The organism is Tenacibaculum jejuense, assembly GCF_900198195.1.
In the GTDB taxonomy this organism is placed as follows: Bacteria; Bacteroidota; Bacteroidia; order Flavobacteriales; family Flavobacteriaceae; genus Polaribacter; species Polaribacter jejuensis.
In genome coordinates this window covers 1,244,705-1,266,320 of the sequence record NZ_LT899436.1, presented here as the reverse complement: position 1 = coordinate 1,266,320, position 21,616 = coordinate 1,244,705, and the positions used below count along the sequence as shown (strand labels likewise).

The 21,616-nt window shown below is 29.8% G+C and carries 21 protein-coding genes and 1 tRNA gene; 16 read left to right on the top strand and 6 right to left on the bottom strand.

What is annotated here, in order from left to right:
- Nucleotides 1-36: 36 nt before the first annotated feature.
- The 5 genes from AQ1685_RS05845 to AQ1685_RS05825 all read left to right on the top strand — a co-directional run bounded on the left by AQ1685_RS05845 (nt 37) and on the right by AQ1685_RS05825 (nt 5,651).
- The gene (locus tag AQ1685_RS05845; RefSeq protein WP_095070279.1) at nt 37-384 is read left to right on the top strand and encodes a four helix bundle protein; all 348 of its coding nucleotides are present in this window, start codon (nt 37-39) and stop codon (nt 382-384) included.
- A 39-nt stretch (nt 385-423) separates the two neighbouring features.
- Nucleotides 424-1,614 (top strand): acetyl-CoA C-acyltransferase, encoded by a 1,191-nt coding sequence (locus tag AQ1685_RS05840; protein WP_095070277.1) that lies wholly within the window; start codon nt 424-426, stop codon nt 1,612-1,614.
- Between the two features lie 27 nt (nt 1,615-1,641).
- Nucleotides 1,642-3,453: an acyl-CoA dehydrogenase family protein gene (locus tag AQ1685_RS05835; RefSeq protein WP_095070270.1), complete on the top strand. Its 1,812-nt coding sequence runs from the start codon at nt 1,642-1,644 to the stop codon at nt 3,451-3,453.
- Nucleotides 3,454-3,621: 168 nt separating this feature from the next.
- On the top strand, nt 3,622-4,758 hold the full coding sequence (locus tag AQ1685_RS05830) for a helix-turn-helix domain-containing protein (protein ID WP_157730124.1): 1,137 nt from the start codon (nt 3,622-3,624) through the stop codon (nt 4,756-4,758).
- Between the two features lie 50 nt (nt 4,759-4,808).
- Complete coding sequence (locus tag AQ1685_RS05825) at nt 4,809-5,651, top strand: CPBP family intramembrane glutamic endopeptidase (protein ID WP_157730123.1); 843 nt, start codon at nt 4,809-4,811, stop codon at nt 5,649-5,651.
- A gap of 58 nt (nt 5,652-5,709) precedes the next feature.
- On the opposite strand, the gene AQ1685_RS05820 is transcribed toward AQ1685_RS05825, so the two are convergent.
- A complete protein-coding gene (locus AQ1685_RS05820; protein ID WP_095070266.1) occupies nt 5,710-7,362 on the bottom strand; it encodes an endonuclease/exonuclease/phosphatase family protein in 1,653 nt (550 codons plus the stop codon).
- 245 nt (nt 7,363-7,607) lie between these two features.
- Here AQ1685_RS05820 and AQ1685_RS05815 point away from each other — a divergent pair, with 245 nt between their 5' ends.
- Entirely contained in the window at nt 7,608-8,726 is a 1,119-nt protein-coding gene (locus tag AQ1685_RS05815) for a helix-turn-helix domain-containing protein (protein WP_095070265.1), read from the top strand.
- Nucleotides 8,727-8,773: 47 nt separating this feature from the next.
- Here the strand turns inward: AQ1685_RS05815 and AQ1685_RS05810 are convergent, their stop codons facing one another.
- From AQ1685_RS05810 to AQ1685_RS05790, 5 genes are all read right to left on the bottom strand, one after another.
- On the bottom strand, nt 8,774-9,586 hold the full coding sequence (locus AQ1685_RS05810) for a DUF4097 family beta strand repeat-containing protein (protein WP_095070263.1): 813 nt from the start codon (nt 9,584-9,586) through the stop codon (nt 8,774-8,776).
- Between the two features lie 54 nt (nt 9,587-9,640).
- On the bottom strand, nt 9,641-10,552 hold the full coding sequence (locus AQ1685_RS05805; RefSeq protein ID WP_095070261.1) for a DUF4097 family beta strand repeat-containing protein: 912 nt from the start codon (nt 10,550-10,552) through the stop codon (nt 9,641-9,643).
- Between the two features lie 77 nt (nt 10,553-10,629).
- Nucleotides 10,630-11,424, bottom strand: coding sequence for a HEAT repeat domain-containing protein (locus AQ1685_RS05800; protein WP_095070260.1), 795 nt, complete (start codon nt 11,422-11,424; stop codon nt 10,630-10,632).
- Between the two features lies 1 nt (nt 11,425).
- Nucleotides 11,426-11,947, bottom strand: coding sequence for an RNA polymerase sigma factor (locus AQ1685_RS05795; protein WP_095070259.1), 522 nt, complete (start codon nt 11,945-11,947; stop codon nt 11,426-11,428).
- A 99-nt stretch (nt 11,948-12,046) separates the two neighbouring features.
- Nucleotides 12,047-12,901, bottom strand: coding sequence for an alpha/beta hydrolase (locus AQ1685_RS05790; RefSeq protein WP_157730121.1), 855 nt, complete (start codon nt 12,899-12,901; stop codon nt 12,047-12,049).
- Nucleotides 12,902-13,051: 150 nt separating this feature from the next.
- Here AQ1685_RS05790 and AQ1685_RS05785 point away from each other — a divergent pair, with 150 nt between their 5' ends.
- From AQ1685_RS05785 to AQ1685_RS05740, 10 genes are all read left to right on the top strand, one after another.
- Nucleotides 13,052-13,900 carry a universal stress protein gene (locus tag AQ1685_RS05785; RefSeq protein ID WP_095070255.1) on the top strand — a complete coding sequence of 283 codons (849 nt, stop codon included), beginning with the start codon at nt 13,052-13,054 and terminating at the stop codon, nt 13,898-13,900.
- A gap of 66 nt (nt 13,901-13,966) precedes the next feature.
- Nucleotides 13,967-14,040: transfer RNA gene (locus AQ1685_RS05780), tRNA-Thr, on the top strand.
- 87 nt (nt 14,041-14,127) lie between these two features.
- Complete coding sequence (gene udk / locus AQ1685_RS05775) at nt 14,128-14,733, top strand: uridine kinase (RefSeq protein ID WP_095075012.1); 606 nt, start codon at nt 14,128-14,130, stop codon at nt 14,731-14,733.
- Nucleotide 14,734: 1 nt separating this feature from the next.
- Nucleotides 14,735-15,049 carry an FtsB family cell division protein gene (locus AQ1685_RS05770; RefSeq protein WP_095070253.1) on the top strand — a complete coding sequence of 105 codons (315 nt, stop codon included), beginning with the start codon at nt 14,735-14,737 and terminating at the stop codon, nt 15,047-15,049.
- Complete coding sequence (locus tag AQ1685_RS05765) at nt 15,049-16,398, top strand: methylmalonyl-CoA mutase subunit beta (protein WP_095070251.1); 1,350 nt, start codon at nt 15,049-15,051, stop codon at nt 16,396-16,398. Before AQ1685_RS05770 ends, AQ1685_RS05765 begins: the two co-directional genes overlap by 1 nt.
- Complete coding sequence (locus AQ1685_RS05760; protein WP_095070249.1) at nt 16,391-17,074, top strand: hypothetical protein; 684 nt, start codon at nt 16,391-16,393, stop codon at nt 17,072-17,074. The genes AQ1685_RS05765 and AQ1685_RS05760 overlap by 8 nt, the downstream gene beginning before the upstream one ends.
- Nucleotides 17,067-17,807, top strand: a complete 741-nt coding sequence (locus AQ1685_RS05755) for a hypothetical protein (RefSeq protein WP_095070247.1) — start codon at nt 17,067-17,069, stop codon at nt 17,805-17,807. The genes AQ1685_RS05760 and AQ1685_RS05755 overlap by 8 nt, the downstream gene beginning before the upstream one ends.
- Nucleotides 17,800-19,863 carry a methylmalonyl-CoA mutase gene (gene scpA, locus AQ1685_RS05750; protein ID WP_095070245.1) on the top strand — a complete coding sequence of 688 codons (2,064 nt, stop codon included), beginning with the start codon at nt 17,800-17,802 and terminating at the stop codon, nt 19,861-19,863. Before AQ1685_RS05755 ends, scpA begins: the two co-directional genes overlap by 8 nt.
- A 16-nt stretch (nt 19,864-19,879) precedes the next feature.
- A complete protein-coding gene (locus tag AQ1685_RS05745; RefSeq protein ID WP_095070243.1) occupies nt 19,880-20,686 on the top strand; it encodes a VanW family protein in 807 nt (268 codons plus the stop codon).
- Between the two features lie 3 nt (nt 20,687-20,689).
- Complete coding sequence (locus AQ1685_RS05740; RefSeq protein ID WP_095070241.1) at nt 20,690-21,568, top strand: phosphatidylserine decarboxylase; 879 nt, start codon at nt 20,690-20,692, stop codon at nt 21,566-21,568.
- Nucleotides 21,569-21,616: the final 48 nt, after the last annotated feature.

Genomic DNA, 21,616 nt, shown 5'->3' with positions numbered 1-21,616 from the left:
GATTAGTATTGAGATATTAGTATTAAGTAGTTAGAAATGCATAAAGTAGAAAATTTAAAAATATGGCAAAAGTCAATAGAGTTAACAAAAGCTATATATCTACTTGTTTCAGAATTACCAATTGATGAAAAATTCGGACTAACATCTCAGATAAAAAGATGTGCTATTTCTATACCTTCTAATATAGCAGAAGGCGCTGGTAGAAATTCACAAAATGAGTTTAAACATTTTTTAAGTATTGCTAATGGTTCTAGTTATGAATTACAAACGCAATTGATATTAATAATTGAATTAAACTTAATTAATAAAGACAAAGTACAACCTATTATTGAGTTGTGTATTGAAATACAAAAAATGAATTATGCTTTTCAGCAGAAACTATAAACTCAATACTAAAAACTCAATACTCAATACTAAAAGAATATGAAAACAGCATATATAGTAAAAGGATATAGAACTGCCGTAGGAAAATCAAAAAGAGGTGGTTTTAGATTTAAGAGAGCAGATGAATTAGCTGCTGAGACAATTCAATACATGATGGGAAAACTTCCTGAGTTTGACGTAAAACGTATTGATGATGTAATTGTGGGAAATGCTATGCCAGAAGGATCTCAAGGATTAAACATGGCTCGTATTATTTCATTAATAGGATTAAATTCTGTTGATGTACCGGGTGTTACAGTAAACCGTTTTTGTTCTTCAGGATTAGAAACGATTGGTATGGCTGTAGCAAAGATTCAATCAGGAATGGCTGAGTGTATTATTGCTGGTGGTGCTGAAAGTATGACTTCTGTACCGATGACTGGTTTTAAACCTGAACTAAACTATAATATTGTGAACGCTGGTCACGAAGATTATTATTGGGGAATGGGAAATACTGCTGAAGCTGTAGCTCAAGAGTATAAAATTTCTCGTGAAGATCAAGATGAATTTGCTTTAAATTCTCACTTAAAAGCACTAAAAGCACAATCTGAAGATCGTTTTCAAGATCAAATCGTTCCTATCGAAGTAGAAGAAACATACATCGATGGTAAAGGAAAAAAAGCAACACGTAAATTTACTGTAACTAAAGATGAAGGTCCTCGTAAAGGTTCTACTATCGAAGGTTTACAAAGATTACGTCCAGTATTTGCTGCTAACGGATCTGTTACTGCTGGTAACTCATCTCAAACAAGTGATGGAGCTGCTTTCGTAATGGTAATGAGTGAAGATATGGTGAAAGAATTAAATCTTGAACCAATTGCTCGTATGGTAAGTTATGCTGCTGCTGGTGTTCCTCCTAGAATTATGGGAATCGGACCTGTTGCTGCTATTCCAAAGGCATTAAAACAAGCTGGTTTACAACAAAACGATATTGACTTAATTGAGTTAAATGAAGCATTTGCTTCTCAATCATTAGCTGTAATCAGAGAATTAGGATTAAATCCAGATATAATCAACGTAAATGGTGGAGCTATTGCTTTAGGTCATCCGTTAGGATGTACAGGAGCGAAGTTATCTGTTCAATTATTCGACGAAATGCGTAAGCGTGAAATGAAGAATAAATACGGAATGGTAACTATGTGTGTAGGTACTGGACAGGGTGCTGCTGGTATTTTTGAATTCTTAAACTAACGTAACAAAAAATTATAATACAAAAAGATGGCTGAAACATTAAATAAAGACATTTTACGAGGAGGACAATTCTTAGTAAAAGAAACTAATTGCGAAGATATATTTACTCCTGAAGATTTTACTGAGGAGCAAACAATGATGAGAGACGCGGTTATCGAATTTAACGATCGTGAAATTATTCCTCATAAAACTCGTTTCGAGGCTAAAGATTATGCATTAACTGAAGAAACTATGCGTAAAGCAGGTGAATTAGGTTTCTTAGGTGTTGCAGTACCTGATACTTACGGAGGATTAGGTATGGGATTTGTTTCTACAATGTTAGTATGTGATTACATTTCTAGTGGAACAGGTTCATTTAGTACTGCTTTTGGTGCGCATACAGGAATTGGTACTATGCCAATTACATTATACGGTACTGAAGAGCAAAAGCAAAAATATGTACCAGCTTTAGCAATGGGTGAAAGATTTGGAGCTTATTGTTTAACTGAGCCGGGTGCAGGATCTGATGCTAACTCTGGTAAAACTACTGCTGAGTTAACTGAGGATGGTAAACATTATAAAATTAACGGACAAAAAATGTGGATCTCAAATGCAGGGTTTGCTGAGATTTTCATCGTTTTTGCTCGTATCGAAGATGATAAAAACATTACTGGATTTATCTTAGAATACGATAAAGACAATCCTAACGGAGTAACTTTAGGTGAAGAAGAGCACAAATTAGGTATTAGAGCTTCTTCTACGCGTCAAGTATTTTTTAATGATACTTTAATTCCAGTTGAAAACATGTTATCTGAGCGTGGTGGTGGATTTAAAATCGCAATGAACGCATTAAACGTTGGTCGTATCAAATTAGCTGCTGCCTGTTTAGATTCTCAAAGAAGAGTAATTACTGATGCTGTAAAATATGCTAACGAGCGTAAGCAATTTAAAACTCCAATCGGCGAGTTTGGTGCTATCAAATCTAAGTTAGCTGAAATGGCAACTAGCGCATATGTTGGTGAGTCTGCTTCTTATAGAGCTGCTAAAAACATTGAAGATAGAATCGCTATCCGTGAATCTGAAGGAAATACACATCAAGAAGCTGAATTAAAAGGAGTTGAAGAATATGCAATCGAATGTTCAATCTTAAAGGTTGCTGTTTCTGAAGATATTCAAAACTGTGCTGACGAAGGGATCCAAATCTTTGGTGGTATGGGATTCTCTGAGGAAACTCCAATGGAGGCTGCATGGAGAGATGCTCGTATCGCTCGTATCTATGAAGGTACTAACGAAATTAACAGATTACTTTCTGTAGGAATGTTAGTTAAGAAAGCAATGAAAGGTCATGTTGATTTATTAGGACCAGCAACTGCTGTTGGAAATGAATTAATGGGTATTCCTTCTTTTGATGTTCCTGATTTTTCTGAGTTATTCTCTGAAGAAAAAGATCTTATTGGAAGATTAAAGAAAGTATTCTTAATGGTTGCTGGAGCTGCATTACAAAAGTTCGGTCCAGATTTAGAAAAGCACCAACAGTTATTAACTGCTGCTTCTAACATCTTAATCGAGATTTACATGGCAGAATCTGGTATCTTAAGAACTGAGAAAAACGTTAAGCGTTTTGGTGAAGATGCACAAAAAGAGCAAATTGCTATGGCTAAATTATATTTATATAATGCTGTAGAAATTATTACTCAAAGTGCTAGAGAAGGAATCGTTTCTTTCGCTGAAGGTGATGAGCAACGTATGATGTTAATGGGACTTAAGCGTTTCACTAAATATACAAACTACCCTAACGTAGTTGAGTTACGCAATACTATTGCAGAAAAATTAAAAGCAGAAAACAAATACTGCTTCTAACAATATTAGCCTTCGGGCTTAACAATTTCTTCAACTTTTATAGGTTTTAGAATTTAGTTGTTTGTTTAAAGATCACTAATTTTACTTAGTGATCTTTTTTTGTTTTTATATTTTAACAACTTCTTTGAAAAACTATATTTGTTTAAATTTTAGTCAAAAACAAACAAATTGCAAGATTTCTTCCTATTCATTATTTACTCAGGAATTACACTAAATCTTTTATTGATTCTTCTTGTTATAAACAGATTTAAAAAGCAATTTTCAAATCAGATATTAGCATTCATATTAGTATGTTTACTTGTTTTGTTTTTAACTTATGCTTCATCCTACATACAAAGTGATACAATTAGTACTTTAATACTTCCGTTTGGAGCAATTATCTATATGGCTTTAGGTCCATTATTGTTAAATTATGTACAAGCTATTTATGGTAAAATCACAATTCAAAAAGTAATTAAGGATTTGATTCCTTTCTTTATTGGATTACTAACATTTACATTACCTAGTTATATTTTTAAAATTCCAACAAATGAACAAGGATTTAATTACAGTACTCTAATTTACATTATTCCATTTTTAGGTTCTATTTACTTTATTTACTGTTTGTACAATTGCTATAGAACTTTAAAAAAATATAGAACTACTCTTAAAAAGAATTACTCTTTTACAAAAAACATTGATTTAAAATGGTTTTCGATATGGGTAAATGGTTTAATTGCTTTGTTAATAATTGATATGATTTGCGGCGGAATCTTAATTGCTTATCCTTCCCTTCAATTGGTACTTTTTATTAATCTTTTATACTTAACTGGATTAATCTGGTATATGGGATATTATGGATTAAATCAATCTCAAGTTTTTTTGACAACTCAAGAAGTAGAAAAAACAGAAACCAAACTATATAGCCAATCTCCTACTCTAATTCAATCTGATGAGTTTTTAGATTTAGAGAAGAAATTGAAAGAATTATTTGAAAACAGACAGTTATTTAAACAACAAAATCTAACATTAAGAGAAACAGCAGATGCTCTTGAGATTTCAGATAAAAAACTTTCTAATTTCATCAATCAACATTTGAAAACTAGCTTTTATGATTATGTAAATTCATATCGAATTCAAAATTTTAAAGAAAGTATTCGAAAAGGTGATTCTAATCAATTAACCTTACTTGCCATTGCTTTTGATTCTGGATTCAATTCCAAAGCAACTTTTAATAGAGTTTTTAAAAATAGTGAAGGTATTACACCTCTTCAATACAAAAAAAGTATAGAAAAAGGTATCATTGCTTCCAATGAGTCGATTTGATTCTTGTTTATCAGTTGATTTGCTCAAAATTTAAAATGAGTCTCAACATTATGAACACTACAATCCAGACAAAAACAAAACAAAAATCAGACCTTAAAAAGTCTTTAAATTACATTCTTTTAGTTCTTATTGTTTCTTGGGCAATTGGTTTTACGATATATAATTTATTAGATACATCAACAAGTATTATTATTAGAGCTGTATCAGAATTATCCTTAGCTATTATGCCTGCTTTATTAGCCATAATTATTAATAAACGAGAAGGTGGAAATTGGAAATCGTTAAATTTTTTCAAATCATCTGTAAAAGGAATATTTCTAGCAATCTTAATTCCTTTAGTTTATGTAAGTATTGATTTTTTTATTCAAATTTCACTAGGATTTCGAACTAGTCCTGATTGGTCTATTTTAGGAACTTTCCCTAAAAATGCTGCTCTATTATTATTTGGTTACTTAGCTATGACAATATTAGTAATGGGTGAAGAAATTGGCTGGAGAGGTTATTTACAAGACAAACTTTTTAATTCATACGGAAAATTCAAAGGTGTTTTTATACTCGGATTTGTATGGGGAATTTGGCATTTACCTGCAGCTTTACAAGGATACAACTTTCAACATTATCCTTATATAGAAGCTTTTATTACATATCCTCTTATTTGTATCGCTTCATCTATAATTATTGCCTATATCGGTTTCAACAAACATTCAATATTTATTGCTGCTTTTTTTCATGCCGCTAACAATCACTTTAAGGTAACTGTATTATCAACCACAGAAGTAATCGATAACTTTAACTTTATGCTAATTAGTAATTTCGTTTGTATTGATTTAATTTTAATTTTCGGATTTCTTTACTGGAAAAAAATTAAAAAACAAGAACGATTAGAAAAGTAAAAACATAAAAAAAGCTCAATGAAAAAGAATTCATTGAGCTTTAACTTTTATCTCTTTTTTATCTAATAATTAAAGATTTAGTTTTTACAATTCCTTTATCATTTACGAATCTAACGATATATAATCCTTTAGATAAGTCTGATATAGAAATCTCAGTATTAGATTTTGTAAGTTCCACTCTTTTCTGAATAACACCTAAAACATTTACAATGAAAATCTCTCCTCTATCTCTATTATTTATACTGATGATATTTGTTGCTGGATTAGGCCAAACTTTAAATTCATTTTCCGCTTCTTTAATTTCTTCTTTGAGAACGTTACTTCTTCGAGACAACTTATTTTCTTTTGTTCTTAAACTTAACGCATCTAAATAACCATCATTTGAAGTTCCACTGTTTCTTTCACTCAATAAAATTACCCTGATCTTTCTTGTTCCTATTGGAGCAATTCTTTCATCAGTAACTTCTTCCCAACTACTACTTCTATTTTTCCAATTACTATCAAAACTTGCTAATACAGTATTGTTTGCATTTCTATATTCTAATCGAATTCTTGCTCTGTCTCTTCCGCTATAAGATCTAATAAACCCTTCTAGATAAAAAGATTGTAAACCATTATCAATAGCATTTGCATAAGCTTCAACATTTACATCTTGATAAACTTCTCCTATACTAGAATTTCCAAACCAAAAAATATAATTTCCTTGTTTAGCTGTTGGATATCCATTACGTCCACCTCGAACTCTAATACTATTTCCAGAAACTTGATTCCAACTATTCAAATTACTTTCTTCTGCACTATACTGTTTCAATAGGTTTTCGCCATAACTTGAATCACTTCCATTATCTCCTCCTCCATTTTCTTCAGGAATAATATAAGTAACCATCATAGCACGATGATCACTCGCATAATTATTTAACTTAACTTCAGCTTCGTCATTTGTTGGTCCGTATCGAACTGCATTAATAGCTTCAACATTATTTCCTTTATGATAAATGATATCGATTCTATCATAAACCTCATTCGATGATCTTCTAGGCGTCCATGTATCTCCAGGATTTAATACTTCATTCGGATACACTTCTCGCCAAGAATCTTTCAATCCAATGTTTATTGCTTTTCTACTAGCTGGCCAAGCCACTTTTAGCGCATGAACGTTAGCATTTGCAGCTCTTGTAGTCCAATCTAAATGACTTGGTTCGTTAAAATCTCCAGTAAAAAATACAGGAGCTCCAGCAGGAACCCAACTTTGTATGGTATTTACAATCTTAGTCATTTCGTTTCCTCTTGTTCTATTTGCCGAATTAATAGCCGCAGACTCTGATCTTATACTTCTATCTCTTATTTCATAAGGCTCATAAGGATATGAAGTTAAATGTGCATTGAATACATAAATTTTTAAACCATCAGGTAAAGTGATTTGAACTCCTGAAGAATTTGTAGAAGTAATAGGATAACGAGAAATAATTGTTACACTACTATTTACAGAATGATAATAAAACCCAAGCGAGTTTGCAATGCTTCGAGCTGCTCCGTATGATTCTTGTAAACCAATAACATCTGCACCTGAAGCTCTTACTACGTTTAAAGCTGAATTACTACTTGTTGAATACAACTTATTAAAAGTCATTACTTTTAAGTTATTTTGTGAGTTCGAAATACCCAAAAAAGTAAAAAACATTAGAATACATAAAAAGTAGATTTGTTTCATTTTTAGTGATTTTAAATTTAGAAGGTTATAATTGTTTTAATTAATTGATGCTCGAAATTAAACCACTAAAATGTTGAGAACACTAAGCTTGAATTAACTTTTTGTTAAGTTGACTGAATTAAAATAGAACTGTAACAATTCGTAATTTAAATTGTTATTAATGTTATATGTTCTCTTTAACTGATGTATTTTAGAGAATTGAAATTTAAAGAAAATAACATCTTTTATACTCTTAATGTTAAGATATGCGCATAGAATTATCTTTTTTTGATTTATCTGTATTAATAGGAATTACAACCGGAATTGTTTGCAGTATCATTTTACTGAAAAAATCAACCATTAAAAAATCTAATAAATTTCTTGCTTTAGGAATTTTAGCCTTTGTGTGGTTAAACTCAAAAATGTTATTGCTTTCTCTAAATCTTTGGGAAGTTCATGGTTTTGGATATTTTCCTAATAGTGTAGAAATAGCAATACCTCCACTATTCTACTTTTATTTTTTATCAATAAAAAATATCGACTTTAAATTTAAAAAGAAAGATTGGCTGCACTTTATTCCCTTTTTTATTTCTCAAATGTACTCTGTAATCATGTATATCGTCGCCATGCAAACTCAGGTATACTCAGAAAAAAGATTAATTACAGATGCTTTGTTTTTTAATGAAGCAAAAAATCTAGATGAATATATTTTAATGATTATGAGTGGTTGTTATTTATATTTTGGCGGATTAGAACTTAAAAGTTTTATTATAGGACTTCCAAAAACAAACACAAAACAAGATTCTGAAATTAAATTTCTAAACATTTTATTCTTTTTACTCTGTACATTATCTGCACTTCATATTATTAATTTTACTTTAAATGCTGTTTTAGATCACAGTTACAACTGGCGTTGGGATCTTCATCATTCTTTAATAGCAGCTATTGTTTATTACATAGCTATAATTGGATTTAAAAATGCTGAAGTTATCTTACCTCAAAAAAATAATAACAAAGAAAATGATGTAGATATTTCTATAATTGAAAAATTAAATACCGCCATCATTTCTGATAAAGTTTATTTAAATCCTAAATTGACTTTAAAGTCTTTAGCCAAACAATTAGATATTAGTGACACTTTATTGTCTAGTACTATAAATGCTCATTATCAAAAAAACTTTAGATCGTTAATTAATGAAGCTCGGGTTGAAGAAGTAAAAAAGCGATTACTTAATGGAGAGCTAGACAATTTATCTCTTTTAGGAATTGCCAAAGAATGTGGTTTTAACTCTGAAGCTAGTTTTTATAGAATTTTTAAATCAGAAACTCAAATTACACCTAAAAAATTTATCAGCAACAACTTAGAATTATCTAATTCTATTTAATCAAACAATAAACAAAAAAGATCACTTATTCAGTGATCTTTTTTCGATTAGTTAGAACGAATAATTACATCGCCATTATAATTTTTGAATAAAATTTCTGGACCTCCACCATTAATTTCTCCTTCTATCCATTTTTCTACTTTTACTTTATATCCATTACCAGTTCTTTCACTTTTAGAAGTTTTACTTTTAACAGGCTTCGATTTTAAATCGTAATCGGTAAAAATATCACCTCGTTCAGATTTAATTCTTACATCTGCTTTTAAACTTTTGGGAAAAGTAATATCTATATCTCCATTTAAACTACTAAACGCCATAGGTGTATCTGGAGTAACTTTAAGAAAATTTACTGTAATATCTTTATTTAATGCATCGGCACTTACAGCTCCACTAATATCTTTTAATGTGATTTTTCCGTTCGCATTACTTACATCCATAATACCATTTACATTTTCTACATAAATTTCACCACTATTGTAAGTCGATAGCCTTAGAGAAAAATCTTTAGGAACTTCAATTTCAAAATCTGTCGTACCATTTCTATCAGAATCTACATCAATAGCATTATTATATTCTTTTACACTAAAATCTAATCCTGTATTTGAAATTTGTTTTAATCCTTGTAAATCTTTTCTATTTTTCTTTTTCCTACTTCTGTATTTATTTCCTTCCCTAACGGAAGCTTTTATAATTACTTCTTTAGTATTAGAACCTTTTACTTTTATAGCACCGTTAAGAATCTTCACTTTTAAAAATCCTGGTTTAGATGGATCTGTTAATGGTACTTTTACAGTTTCTTGAGCTGAAAGTTGAAAAACAACTAAGAAAACAATGCTGATTATTATTTTAATAAATCTCATACTTCTTTTATTTTTTTACAGCTGATTATTATTTTAATAAATCTCATACTTCTTTTATTTTTTTACAATGGCATCTCCATTCAACTGATCGAAATGAAAAGGAATTTTACCATTTCCTATTTTAAAATTCTTTCTTTTATTAAGTTTATATTTTACTCCTCTTTTTGAGTTCTGTTTTATTTTGGAAACTTGAGGCGTTGTTTTCTCAACATCAAAATTTGTATAAAAGTTTCCATTCATTGTTTTGTAACTAATTTCTGCATTTAATCCATTTTTAAACAACACATTAATATCTCCGTTTAGTGATTTAAACCAGCTTTCTTTAGTTGGATTTTTAGCATAGGTGATATTAATATCTTTATTCAAAGCATTTACATCTGTTTGTCCAGAAACATTGGTCATATCAATTGCTCCATTCACATTATGCACGATTAATAATTTTCCATGAACATTATCTATCGTAATATTGCCTTTATTAATTGCTTTAACATCTATACTTACATTTTTAGGAACTTTCACTTTAAAATCTAAACGATATTTATACATTCTTTTCTTACGATGTTTGTAATTTCTTCTACTTCCGAAATTAAACTCATGATGTTGAAAATTTCCTGTTTCTAAATCAAACTTAGAATACGGTGAATCCATATAAATATAAACTGCATCTCCCTTTTTTGAAGATTTCACTCCTATTTCTTGCATACCTTCAGCAACATCTTGTTTTGTATCTGCTGAAACTTTCTTTACTACTTCAATTTTGATGGTTTTTCCGTTGTAACCTTCCACATCTATAGAACCGTAAACATTATCGATTACCACAATATTGTCTGGCGATTGTTCTAAAAATTGATATTCTTCTTCTATTGTTTCAACTTGATTGTACTTCTTTTCTCCTTTAAGATATTGTGCATTTATAAATAAGATATTGAACAATAGTATTAATAAACTGATTTTAATTGTTTTCATGTTTTTTGGTTTTGATGAATGACTATATGTATCTCTGTAAAAAGCGACCTAGGATTTGCCATTTACATCAAATTCTTTTAGTATATGTTAGATATACTTTCTTCTATTTTTTGTTTTGCGCTAGAATTTATTCCTTCTTGATCTATTAATTCTTTAAATGGTTTTACAGCTTCTTTTTCCTGTAATAAAACCATCACATCTGCTAATTCTATTTGTACTAATGGTGATTTCTGATGTACTATCGAAGCAACCAATCCTTCTCTTACAATAGGCATGTCTGTGTATTTTTTTAAAGATTCTATTGCAGATAAACGAACATTTACATTTTCATCGTTATTTAATGTTGCGAACAAAGCCTTTATAATTGTTTCTGTTACTTCACTTAATTTACTCACTTCATTAACAGCTTGTAACCTTTGATTTGCAGAAGGTTGATCTAATAATGTTAATACCAATTGAGATCGTACTTGCTCTGTTTCTTTTTGAGCTACTCTTACTTCTTCAGTGATGTGTACTTCTTTTACATTGTTCATCCCTTTTCCTAAAAAAAAGCCAATAGTTAAAATACCTAATGCATAGAATACTTTTCTAAATGGTAATACTTCTACACGTTTTATAAATCGTACTAATGATGAATCTTTTTGTTCTTCCTTCACTTCTTCATTCAGCATTTCATAAAACTTTCGATCCATTTCCATAGTAGGCTCTGGAATTTCTGTATTCTCTGCTTCCCAGAAAAAACTCATTTCTAAGAATTCTTCTTTTAAAGCCGGATCTTTTTCTAACTGAATTTTAAAATTCTTTTCTTCTGTTTCAGATAAATTACCAGATAAGTAATCTATCATCATTGCTTTAACATCTAAATTTTCCATACTATCTCTCTTCTAATGTTAAATAAATCTTTTTTAAATCGTGCAATGCTCTATGTACTTTTATCCTTGCATTACCTTCTGAACACCCTATGATTTCTCCCAATTCTTTATACTTCAACTCTTTCATTTTACTTAGAATAATTATTTCTCTTTTAGCCTTAGGCAATTGATTTATCGCTTTCTTTAAAAGCAATATTCTTTCTGTTTGTTCTATTGAGTTCTCTGCATTTTCAAAAGAATGAACATCATATTGTTCTTCTATATCATAGGTTTTACTTTTGTTTTTCCCTTTGAAATGATCATAATATACATTTCTGGCGATTTTAAAAATCCATGACACAAAATTACTTTCCTCGGTATAAGTGTGCTTATATTTAATAACTCGTATGAACACGTTTTGTACTAAATCTTCACACAAACTAGCATCTTTACTCATCTGAAAAAAGAAACCAAACAAACGTTTCTTGTAACGCTCATATAAAAGCCCCAACGTATGACTTTCGCCTGATTTTACTTTCAGCATTAATGCACTATCTGATAATGAATCCAAACCTTTTAAATAATGTTAGTTAGTTGTTTGATAGGAAGAACTGGAATTTTTTAAAAACGTTACAAAGTTTTTTTAATTTTTATTTAAAAAAGATTCAATTTTAAGGAAAGTATCAAGAATATTGGGCTCTCCCCAACCATGACCTTCAGTAGGATATATGTATAATTCATTTACTACTTGAAGTTCATCTAAAGCTTTATGTAATATTTCACCTTGTTGTTCAGGAACTAGAAGATCATTTCCTCCATAAAAAGAAATTGTAGCTGGTGATTCTGAAGAAATATGAAAAATAGGACTAATAGATTCGTAAAAAGAAGGATTATTTTCTATAGTTTCATTATGTAAAACCTGAACATTATTTAATAATTCTGCCGTTTCATTGTTTGTAGTTTGCGTATAAGATGTATGCAAAAAATTAGTAGGTCCGACAACATTAATAATTCCTCTAATATCTTTATCTGTATCAAATTTATAACCATACATCATCGATAAATGTGCTCCAGCACTCGATCCTAATAAAAAGAATTCATCTCCTATATTATATACATCTTTCATTTCTTTTAGATGAGAAATAAACTTTTTTATATCGTTAGTTTGTAAAGGAATCGGCTTAGTATTTAAATCTGCCAATGTGTAATTAAAATTTACAATCGCAAAATTACGCCCTAACTTTTTAAAATAATTGTAAATAAAAGTCAATTCATTTTTATCGCCAGAAGTCCATCCTCCTCCATGAATAATCATCAATACTTTGGTATTTGCTTGAGTTCTTCCCTCAGGTAAAAAAATATCATATTTCTGTAAATCACCGATACCGTAAGATTTATCAAGGAATTCTTCCTGATCTAAATTTATAGTTTTTTCATCATTTGATGAACACGAAATTATTAGTATTAATACCCCAAAAACAGTGATAATTTTTTTCATTAATATCGTTTTACTACTAAAATATGAAAACATTTGAACTAAACAAAACCACCACTTAAACACACAAAACCAAACACTTAAACATCCAACAAGTTTTAAAAACCACTTTTTTTTTGTAATTTAAAGGGTACAACTTCAAACACACACTTTATGAAAAGAATATTAGTCCCCGTAGATTTTTCTATCCAGTCAGAAAATGCATTAAAAACAGCGGCCTATTATGGTAGAACTTTTGATTATGAAATCGTAGCTGTACATATGCTTGAGTTATCTACAGCAATGATGAATAATTCAAATACTACAAAAGAAACTGTACTTTATCTGAAATTAGCTGAAAATAAATTCAATGAATTTTTAGATAAAGATTACTTAAAAGATGTAAAAGTGACTCCTATTTTAAAACATTATAAAGTTTTTACAGAACTAAACACTTTATATAATGAAGAAAAAATTGATCTTGTTATGATGGGATCTAAAGGAGCCACTGGTTTTAAAGAATTTTTAATTGGATCTAATGCTCAAAAAGTAATTAGACACTCAAATGTTCCAGTGCTTGTGATAAAAGACGAACCGTTAGATCATGGATTTAAAAAAGCAATTTTTGCCTGTGATTTTACAGACGATTCAATTGGACCATATAAAAGAATTAAAGAGTTTTGTGATTTTATCGGTTTACAAACAAAAATGATTTATGTAAATACACCAGGGAAATCATTTTTAAGTTCTGCTGAAATGAGAAATACAGTTAAAAATTTCTTCGATAAAGCAAACAATAATTCAGATCATTTAGAAGATGTTTCTTATATTTCTGACTATACTATTGAAGCTGGAATTACCAATTATGCAAAGAGTTACGATGCTGACATCATAATTATGACCACTCATGGTAGAAGTAGCTTTTCTCAAATTTTTGATCACAGCATCACTGAAGACGTCGTAAATCATGTAAACATCCCAGTTATTTCATTCAAAATATTACCTAAATCAGAAAGAAAATAATTTTTTTCAAAAAAGTTTGCCAGTTTCAAAAAACGTTATATATTTGCCACGCTTTTAAAGGCAACAGCCGATATAGCTCAGCTGGCTAGAGCAGCTGATTTGTAATCAGCAGGTCGTGGGTTCGAGTCCCTCTATCGGCTCAAAATAAAAAAGACATCTAAAAAGATGTCTTTTTTTATGCCCTATTTTTTCTAAATTTGCTTATATTTTAACTACAAATGAAAAACATTTTTATCATAGGAATTGCTGGAGGAACAGGAAGTGGAAAAACTACTGTAGTAAATCAAATAATTAATGAGTTACCGCCAGATGAAGTCTGTGTAATTTCTCAAGACTCATATTACAACGCTACAGACAATTTAACCTATGATCAAAGATCAAAAATTAATTTTGATCATCCTCGAGCTATCGATTTTGAATTATTGGTTAAACATTTAACAGAACTTAAAAATAATCAGATCATAGAACAACCTGTGTATTCATTTGTCACTCATAATAGAACAAAAGATACAGTAAAAACACATCCTCGTAAGGTGGTTATTGTAGAAGGGATATTAATCTTTAATAATAAAGAGTTGAGAAATTTGTGTGACATTAAAATCTTTGTGCATGCAGATGCTGATGAGCGCTTAATTAGAAGAGTTAAAAGAGATATTACAGAGCGTGGTAGAGACATTAATGAAGTTTTATCTCGTTATCAAGATACTTTAAAACCAATGCACCAAGAGTTTATTGAACCTACAAAAAACTATGCAGATATTATTATTCCTAACGACAGATATAATACAGTAGCCATTGATATTGTTAGAACTGTAATTAGCGAACGCTTGTAGCATGAAATTAAACAGAACAGTAAAAATATTAGGTATTACCGTTGGAATTACATATGTTATTATACTAACAGTTTTTGTTGGATGGATGATTTTCTTTGATGAGAATTCTTACATGAGACATCAAGAATTTAATTCTGAAATTAAGGAACTAGAAACTTGGGTAGATTACCATAAAAAAAGAATTGCTGAAGACAAAGAAACCATACGAAAACTACAAGATTCTCTAGAATTAGAACGATTCGCCAGAGAAAAATATTTAATGAAAAGAGAAAACGAAGATATTTACATAATTGAATTTGATACCATAAAAAAATAATGGAGAATTTTTTATTTGATGAATTTGAAGGTGTTTCTGAAAAAGCTTGGAAACAAAAAATACAGGTAGATTTAAAAGGATTAGACTACAATAAAACGTTACTTTGGAATACTAACGAAGGAATTACAGTTAGACCTTTTTACTCTAAAGAAGATCAAACACATCAAAAAATTCAACTACCTTCTTCTAACTTTTCTATTTGTGAATCAATTTTCATTGATGACGTCTACATAGCAAATAAACTGGCTAATGATGCGCTGCAAAGAGGTGCAAACGCTATCGAATTCATAGTAGATGAAGAGTTTGATATAGAAAAACTTTTAAATAATTTACAACTAAAATCAGAAACAAAAACATATTTTAAGTTTAACTTTTTAGATGCTAATTTTGTAAAAAAATTATCTGATTTCTTAATTAACGAAAACGTTTACTTTAATATTGATATTATTGGAAACCTAGCAAAAACAGGTAACTGGTATTCAAATTTACAATCAGATCATAAACAGCTTGAAAGTATTAGTAGCATAAATAATAGTATTGCAGTTAATGCTTCTACATATCAAAATGCAGGTGCTAATTGCACACAACAGTTAGCATATGCGCTAGCTCATGCTAATGAATATTTAAATCATTTTGGTGCTAAAATAGCTGATCAAGTCCATTTCAATTTTTCTGTCGGCACAAACTATTTCTTTGAAATCGCAAAGTTGAGAGCATTTAGAATTTTATGGCAATCACTTTTAAAAGAATACGACATCAGCGAAAATGAAGCACATATATTTGTTCAACCAACATTAAGAAACAAAACATTATATGACTATAACACTAACATGCTGAGAACTACATCTGAGTGTATGAGTGCAATTTTAGGAGGAGCTAATACTATTTCAAATGCTTCTTATGATGAAATTTTTCATAAATCAAACGAATTTGGAGAACGAATTTCTAGAAATCAACTTTTAGTTATTAAAGAAGAAAGTGGATTTGAAAATGCACAACATTTTGCTGATGGTAGTTATTATATAGAAAGTATAACTCATCAGTTGGCAGAAAATGCTTTAGAAATTTTCAAACAAATAGAACAAGGTGGAGGATTTTTAAAACAATTAAAAGAAGGAATAATTCAAAGAAAAATAGAAGAATCTGCACAAAAAGAACAAGGTTTATTTGATCAAGGAGAACTAGTTTTATTAGGAACGAATAAAATTCAAAACGAAAATGATCGAATGAAAAACGATTTAGAGTTATTTCCTTTTGTAAAGAAACGATCAGAAAAAACGTTAATTCAACCAATTATTACAAAAAGATTAGCAGAAAAACTTGAACAAGAAAGACTAGAAAATGAATAAAATTATTCTGTTCTTAATTATTTTTTGTTGTTCTACAATAGTTGCTGAATCCCAATCAGACAGCTACAACCATTTCAATAAGGAAAACTATAAAGATGAACTTGTTTTAAAAATGGTGAATGACTTTCAGAATAACATTTGCAATTACTATCTGATAAAACCTGAAAATGCTTCAATAGCTTTTAAAATGTTTATCAAAGATCTTTCTAGAGAAAACATAAACTTTCCTCTTCTCTTATCTAAAATATCTTCAGAAAACAGCTTAAATCTTTTAGAAGAATCTTATGAAGAATTATTTGATTATGTCTGGGTTAAAAGTTCAAATATCAAACATAAATTAGCTTTCTTAAGCTTTACTCCTTTTACACCAGAACAAATTGAGGCTTTCAAAGATGATGAGTTTCTAGATGAATATGTAGAAAAAATAAAAAATAAAGATTTTGTTTACATTTTGAACTATGAAGATCGTTTTTCAGAAAAAATAATAGCACAAGGCAACAATGAAAACATCAATGATTTCATAATTACTTTTAGAGAAAATTACCTTAACAATCCTTTATTAATAGCTCCTCTACTAGACTTAAAAGAAAAAGACTATAATAACATAGCTATTAAAACCTTTATTGCTTTCGAACTTTTTTACACTTGCTTAACCTCAAAATTAGATCATGAGTAAAACACTGAACATAGTATTTCTTATACTTTTTATTCAAATTACCAAGGCGCAAAATTTGAATATTAATGATAATATGTACTCAACAAAGAATCTATATGATATAGATAACATGGTTGATCACTTTGAAGGTATAATATGTAATAAATACAACATAGATAAAAGCGATTCACATTTAGCTTATAAAAAATATGTTAATGCACTTAATGATAACCTTAATTTCATTAAAGCTAAAAGTCCTGAAAAAACATATATCAATCAAAACACGCTTAAGGATTTATTTTACAATAACACTCTAGATTCAACATACATCACAAAAAAAACTATCGAATTACTTTTAACATCACATAGAAAACTAAAAAACTATGTATGGATAAAAAATAAAGAAAATAGGGCTAGAAAAGGTTTTAAAAGTCTTTCAGAACTTGATTCAAGTGTTATAAAGAAAATGAATACAGTTACATTAAACTGGTATAAAGAGCAAGAAAAAAACAACTCTAATTTAGTTTTAAATCATTTTGATAAGTTTTCTGAGAAATTAATTCTAGAAACAAATCATAAAGATATTACTGATTTAATTATTACATTTAGAGAAGAACCCGATCACTCACCTCAGACCATAGCATATGCTTTGATCGATCTAAAAGAAAATGATTTTAAAAATCAAGCTATAAAAACCTTTGTAGCTTTTGAACTATATTACGCTTACATAAACTCACATATTTCTTATGAGTAGAAAAGATATATCCAATATAAAATTAGAGACAAATAAAAAAACTGATATCCAAAGTTTTGAACACGAAAAATTTGTTGCTGGAATAGCCCCTAATTTACGTGGGCCTTATTCTACAATGTATGTAAGAAGACCTTGGACTATTAGACAGTATGCTGGTTTTTCAACAGCTGAAGAAAGTAATGCTTTTTACAGAAGAAACTTAGCTGCCGGACAAAAAGGTTTATCTGTTGCTTTCGATTTAGCTACGCATAGAGGTTACGATTCAGATCACGAAAGAGTTCAAGGTGATGTTGGTAAAGCTGGTGTTGCTATTGATTCTGTAGAAGACATGAAAGTATTATTCGACCAGATTCCTTTAGATAAAATGTCTGTTTCTATGACAATGAACGGAGCTGTCTTACCAATTCTTGCTTTTTACATTATTGCCGCTGAAGAACAAGGTGTAAAACCAGAACAATTAGCAGGAACTATACAAAATGATATTTTAAAGGAGTTTATGGTGAGAAATACTTATATCTACCCACCTACTCCTTCAATGAAAATTATTGCTGACATCTTTGAATACACCAGTAATCATATGCCGAAGTTTAATTCAATTTCTATCTCTGGCTATCATATGCAAGAAGCTGGAGCTACTCCTGAAATTGAATTAGCTTATACATTAGCTGATGGATTGGAATATATTAAGACTGGTTTGGCAGCAGGAATGGACATTGATGCTTTTGCTCCAAGATTATCTTTCTTCTGGGCTATTGGAATGAATCATTTTACTGAAATTGCAAAAATGCGTGCAGGTAGAATGTTATGGGCAAAATTGGTAAAACAATTCAATCCTAAAAATCCAAAATCTTTAGCATTAAGAACACACTGCCAAACAAGTGGTTGGAGTTTAACAGAGCAAGACCCTTTTAACAATGTAGCAAGAACAGCAATTGAAGCAATGGCTGCCGCATTTGGTGGAACGCAAAGTTTACACACTAATGCTTTAGATGAAGCTATTGCATTACCTACAGACTTTTCTGCTCGTATCGCAAGAAATACTCAGATTTATTTACAGCAAGAAACTCACATTACAAAAACTGTTGATCCTTGGGCTGGTAGTTATCACTTAGAGCAACTTACTGAAGAAATTACCAATAAAGCTTGGAAACTTATTCAAGAAGTGGACAAATTAGGAGGAATGACTAAAGCTATTGAAAAAGGAATTCCTAAAATGAGGATTGAAGAAGCCGCAGCAATTAAACAAGCAAGAATTGATAGCGGACAAGATGTAATTGTTGGTGTTAATAAGTATAAATTAGAACAGGAAGATCCTTTACATATTTTAGAAGTTGATAATGAAGCTGTTCGAAAATCTCAAATAGATCGTCTAAACGATTTAAAAGAGAAAAGAAATCAAGAAGATGTTCAGAAATCTCTTACTGATTTAACAAAATGTGCAGAAACTGGTAACGGAAATTTATTGGACTTGGCTGTTAAAGCTGCTAGAAATAGAGCTACCTTAGGAGAAATTTCAGATGCTTTAGAATCTATTTTTGGTAGACATAAAGCAGTACATAAAACCATATCTGGCGTGTATAGTAAAGAAATAAAAGACGATTCGTTATTTAAAAAAGCTAGTGAACTAGCTGATAATTTTGCTGAGTTAGAAGGAAGAAGACCAAGAATAATGATTGCTAAATTAGGTCAAGATGGTCATGATCGTGGTGCAAAAGTTGTTGCCACTGGTTATGCTGACTTAGGATTTGATGTAGATGTTGGTCCACTTTTTCAAACACCAAAAGAAGCTGCAAAGCAAGCCATTGAAAATGATGTTCATATTTTAGGAATTTCATCATTAGCTGCTGGACATAAAACATTAGTTCCTCAAGTAATTGGAGAATTAAAAAAATATGGTCGCGAAGATATTATGGTAATAGTTGGAGGTGTAATTCCTGCTCAAGATTATCAATTTTTATTTGATACTGGTGCTGTTGGGGTTTTCGGACCAGGAACAAAAATAGCTCAAGCCGCTATAGATATGTTAGAAATTTTAATTGATAGTGTAGAAGAATAAATACCAAAAATTAATTGTGAAAAAAATTGCTAAACCCATTGAAAGAAGTAAATTAAGATTATATATAGGAAAAGAATATTACATCATAAAGAGAAAACTAAAATGGCTATTTAGTTCAAATTGGGCGAAACCTAAAGAAGATATAAATTTCACTAATATAGTTTTCAAGCATAGGTCTCTAATTTTAAGACCTCTTAAGGATGTTGAGATGTATTTACAGGAAAATAAAAGGACGAATTTAATTTTAGCCACAAAAAAGATTCATAAAACAGTTATTAAGCCAGGAGAAACATTTTCTTTATGGAAACTAGTAGGAAGACCTTCTAAAAGAAAAGGATATCTTGAAGGTTTAGTTTTGAAAAGTGGAAAAATTGATACTGATACAGGTGGAGGATTGTGTCAATTAGGAAATTTACTATTTTGGGTTTTTGCTCACAGTCCTTTAACCATCACAGAAAGGTACAGACATAGTTATGATGTTTTTCCCGATGTGAAAAGAAAAGTACCTTTTGGAGCTGGGGCAACTTTATCTTATAATTATATAGATTTACAAGTAAGAAATGAAACTAATAATAGCTTCCAAATCAATTTAAGTTTAGATGACACTCATTTGAATGGAAATTTAACCTCATTACATAGTCTAAACACTAGTTACTCAATTGAAGAACGTGATCATAAAATAGAACTTCAATTTTGGGGAGGTTATACTAGACATAATAAAATTTATCAAATGCAAGAAAATTCAAATGGAATTATCAACGAGAAACTTTTAGTTGAAAATAATGCTATTATGATGTATAATCCTATATTAGAACACCAATAAATCATGCAAATAAAATTCATCAATAGAAAAACAGGTAAAACAGAAATCGAAACTCCTCCTGGAGAAGGTTTTTTAAAACTCTTATATAACAATCCGTTTGGAAAAATATTATTTCTTCCTTTAATAAAACGTAAGTTTTTATCTGAATGGTACGGAAGAAAAATGAACAAAAAGTCTTCTACAAAAAAAATAGAAAGTTTTGTTTCTGATTTGAACATTGATATCTCTGAAGCTAAAAAATCAATTGATGAGTTTACATCTTTCAACGACTTTTTCTATCGTAAATTAAAACCTGAAGCCAGACCTATAGAAAACGGATTTATATCTCCTGGTGACGGAAAATTATTAGCATTCGAGAACATCGAGGATGTACATAACTTTTTTGTAAAAGGAAGAAAATTTACATTAAATGAATTTTTAAATGATAAAATATTGGCAGAAAAATATAAAAATGCTTCTTTGTTAATTTTACGATTAGCTCCGAATGATTATCATAGATATCATTTTCCGTATGAAGGAATTCCATCTTCTTCAACAAAAATAAAAGGAGATTATCTATCTGTTTCACCTTATGCCCTAGCATCTAATTTTACAACTGTATTTTGCGAAAACAAACGTGAGTATTGTATTTTAAAAACTGAAGACAAAGGCGATATCTTATTAGCACCTGTTGGGGCTACAATGGTGGGAAGTATTTTAGAAACTTACACAGCAAATGCTTCTGTTAAAAAAGGTGATGAAATGGGATATTTTGCTTTTGGTGGATCTACTATTGTAGTCTTGATTGATAAAGACAAAATTCAAATTGATAATGATATTTTAGAAAACACCAAAAATAAAATTGAAACTTTTGTCAAAATGGGTGAAAAAATTGGACTTTAAATTGTTATAATTTTAACTAATTCTAAACATTAAAAATCACATCAGCTT

Coding starts and splice junctions, on each gene's coding strand:
- AQ1685_RS05815 (WP_095070265.1), top strand. CDS start 7,608: ATGCGCATAGAATTATCTTTTTTTGATTTATCTGTATTAATAGGAATT.
- AQ1685_RS05805 (WP_095070261.1), bottom strand. CDS start 10,552: ATGAAAACAATTAAAATCAGTTTATTAATACTATTGTTCAATATCTTA.
- AQ1685_RS05810 (WP_095070263.1), bottom strand. CDS start 9,586: ATGAGATTTATTAAAATAATAATCAGCATTGTTTTCTTAGTTGTTTTT.
- AQ1685_RS05845 (WP_095070279.1), top strand. CDS start 37: ATGCATAAAGTAGAAAATTTAAAAATATGGCAAAAGTCAATAGAGTTA.
- AQ1685_RS05795 (WP_095070259.1), bottom strand. CDS start 11,947: ATGCTGAAAGTAAAATCAGGCGAAAGTCATACGTTGGGGCTTTTATAT.
- AQ1685_RS05755 (WP_095070247.1), top strand. CDS start 17,067: ATGAGTAAAACACTGAACATAGTATTTCTTATACTTTTTATTCAAATT.
- AQ1685_RS05760 (WP_095070249.1), top strand. CDS start 16,391: ATGAATAAAATTATTCTGTTCTTAATTATTTTTTGTTGTTCTACAATA.
- AQ1685_RS05740 (WP_095070241.1), top strand. CDS start 20,690: ATGCAAATAAAATTCATCAATAGAAAAACAGGTAAAACAGAAATCGAA.
- AQ1685_RS05825 (WP_157730123.1), top strand. CDS start 4,809: ATGAACACTACAATCCAGACAAAAACAAAACAAAAATCAGACCTTAAA.
- AQ1685_RS05790 (WP_157730121.1), bottom strand. CDS start 12,901: ATGAAAAAAATTATCACTGTTTTTGGGGTATTAATACTAATAATTTCG.
- AQ1685_RS05800 (WP_095070260.1), bottom strand. CDS start 11,424: ATGGAAAATTTAGATGTTAAAGCAATGATGATAGATTACTTATCTGGT.
- AQ1685_RS05840 (WP_095070277.1), top strand. CDS start 424: ATGAAAACAGCATATATAGTAAAAGGATATAGAACTGCCGTAGGAAAA.
- scpA (WP_095070245.1), top strand. CDS start 17,800: ATGAGTAGAAAAGATATATCCAATATAAAATTAGAGACAAATAAAAAA.
- AQ1685_RS05765 (WP_095070251.1), top strand. CDS start 15,049: ATGGAGAATTTTTTATTTGATGAATTTGAAGGTGTTTCTGAAAAAGCT.
- AQ1685_RS05835 (WP_095070270.1), top strand. CDS start 1,642: ATGGCTGAAACATTAAATAAAGACATTTTACGAGGAGGACAATTCTTA.
- AQ1685_RS05785 (WP_095070255.1), top strand. CDS start 13,052: ATGAAAAGAATATTAGTCCCCGTAGATTTTTCTATCCAGTCAGAAAAT.
- AQ1685_RS05770 (WP_095070253.1), top strand. CDS start 14,735: ATGAAATTAAACAGAACAGTAAAAATATTAGGTATTACCGTTGGAATT.
- AQ1685_RS05820 (WP_095070266.1), bottom strand. CDS start 7,362: ATGAAACAAATCTACTTTTTATGTATTCTAATGTTTTTTACTTTTTTG.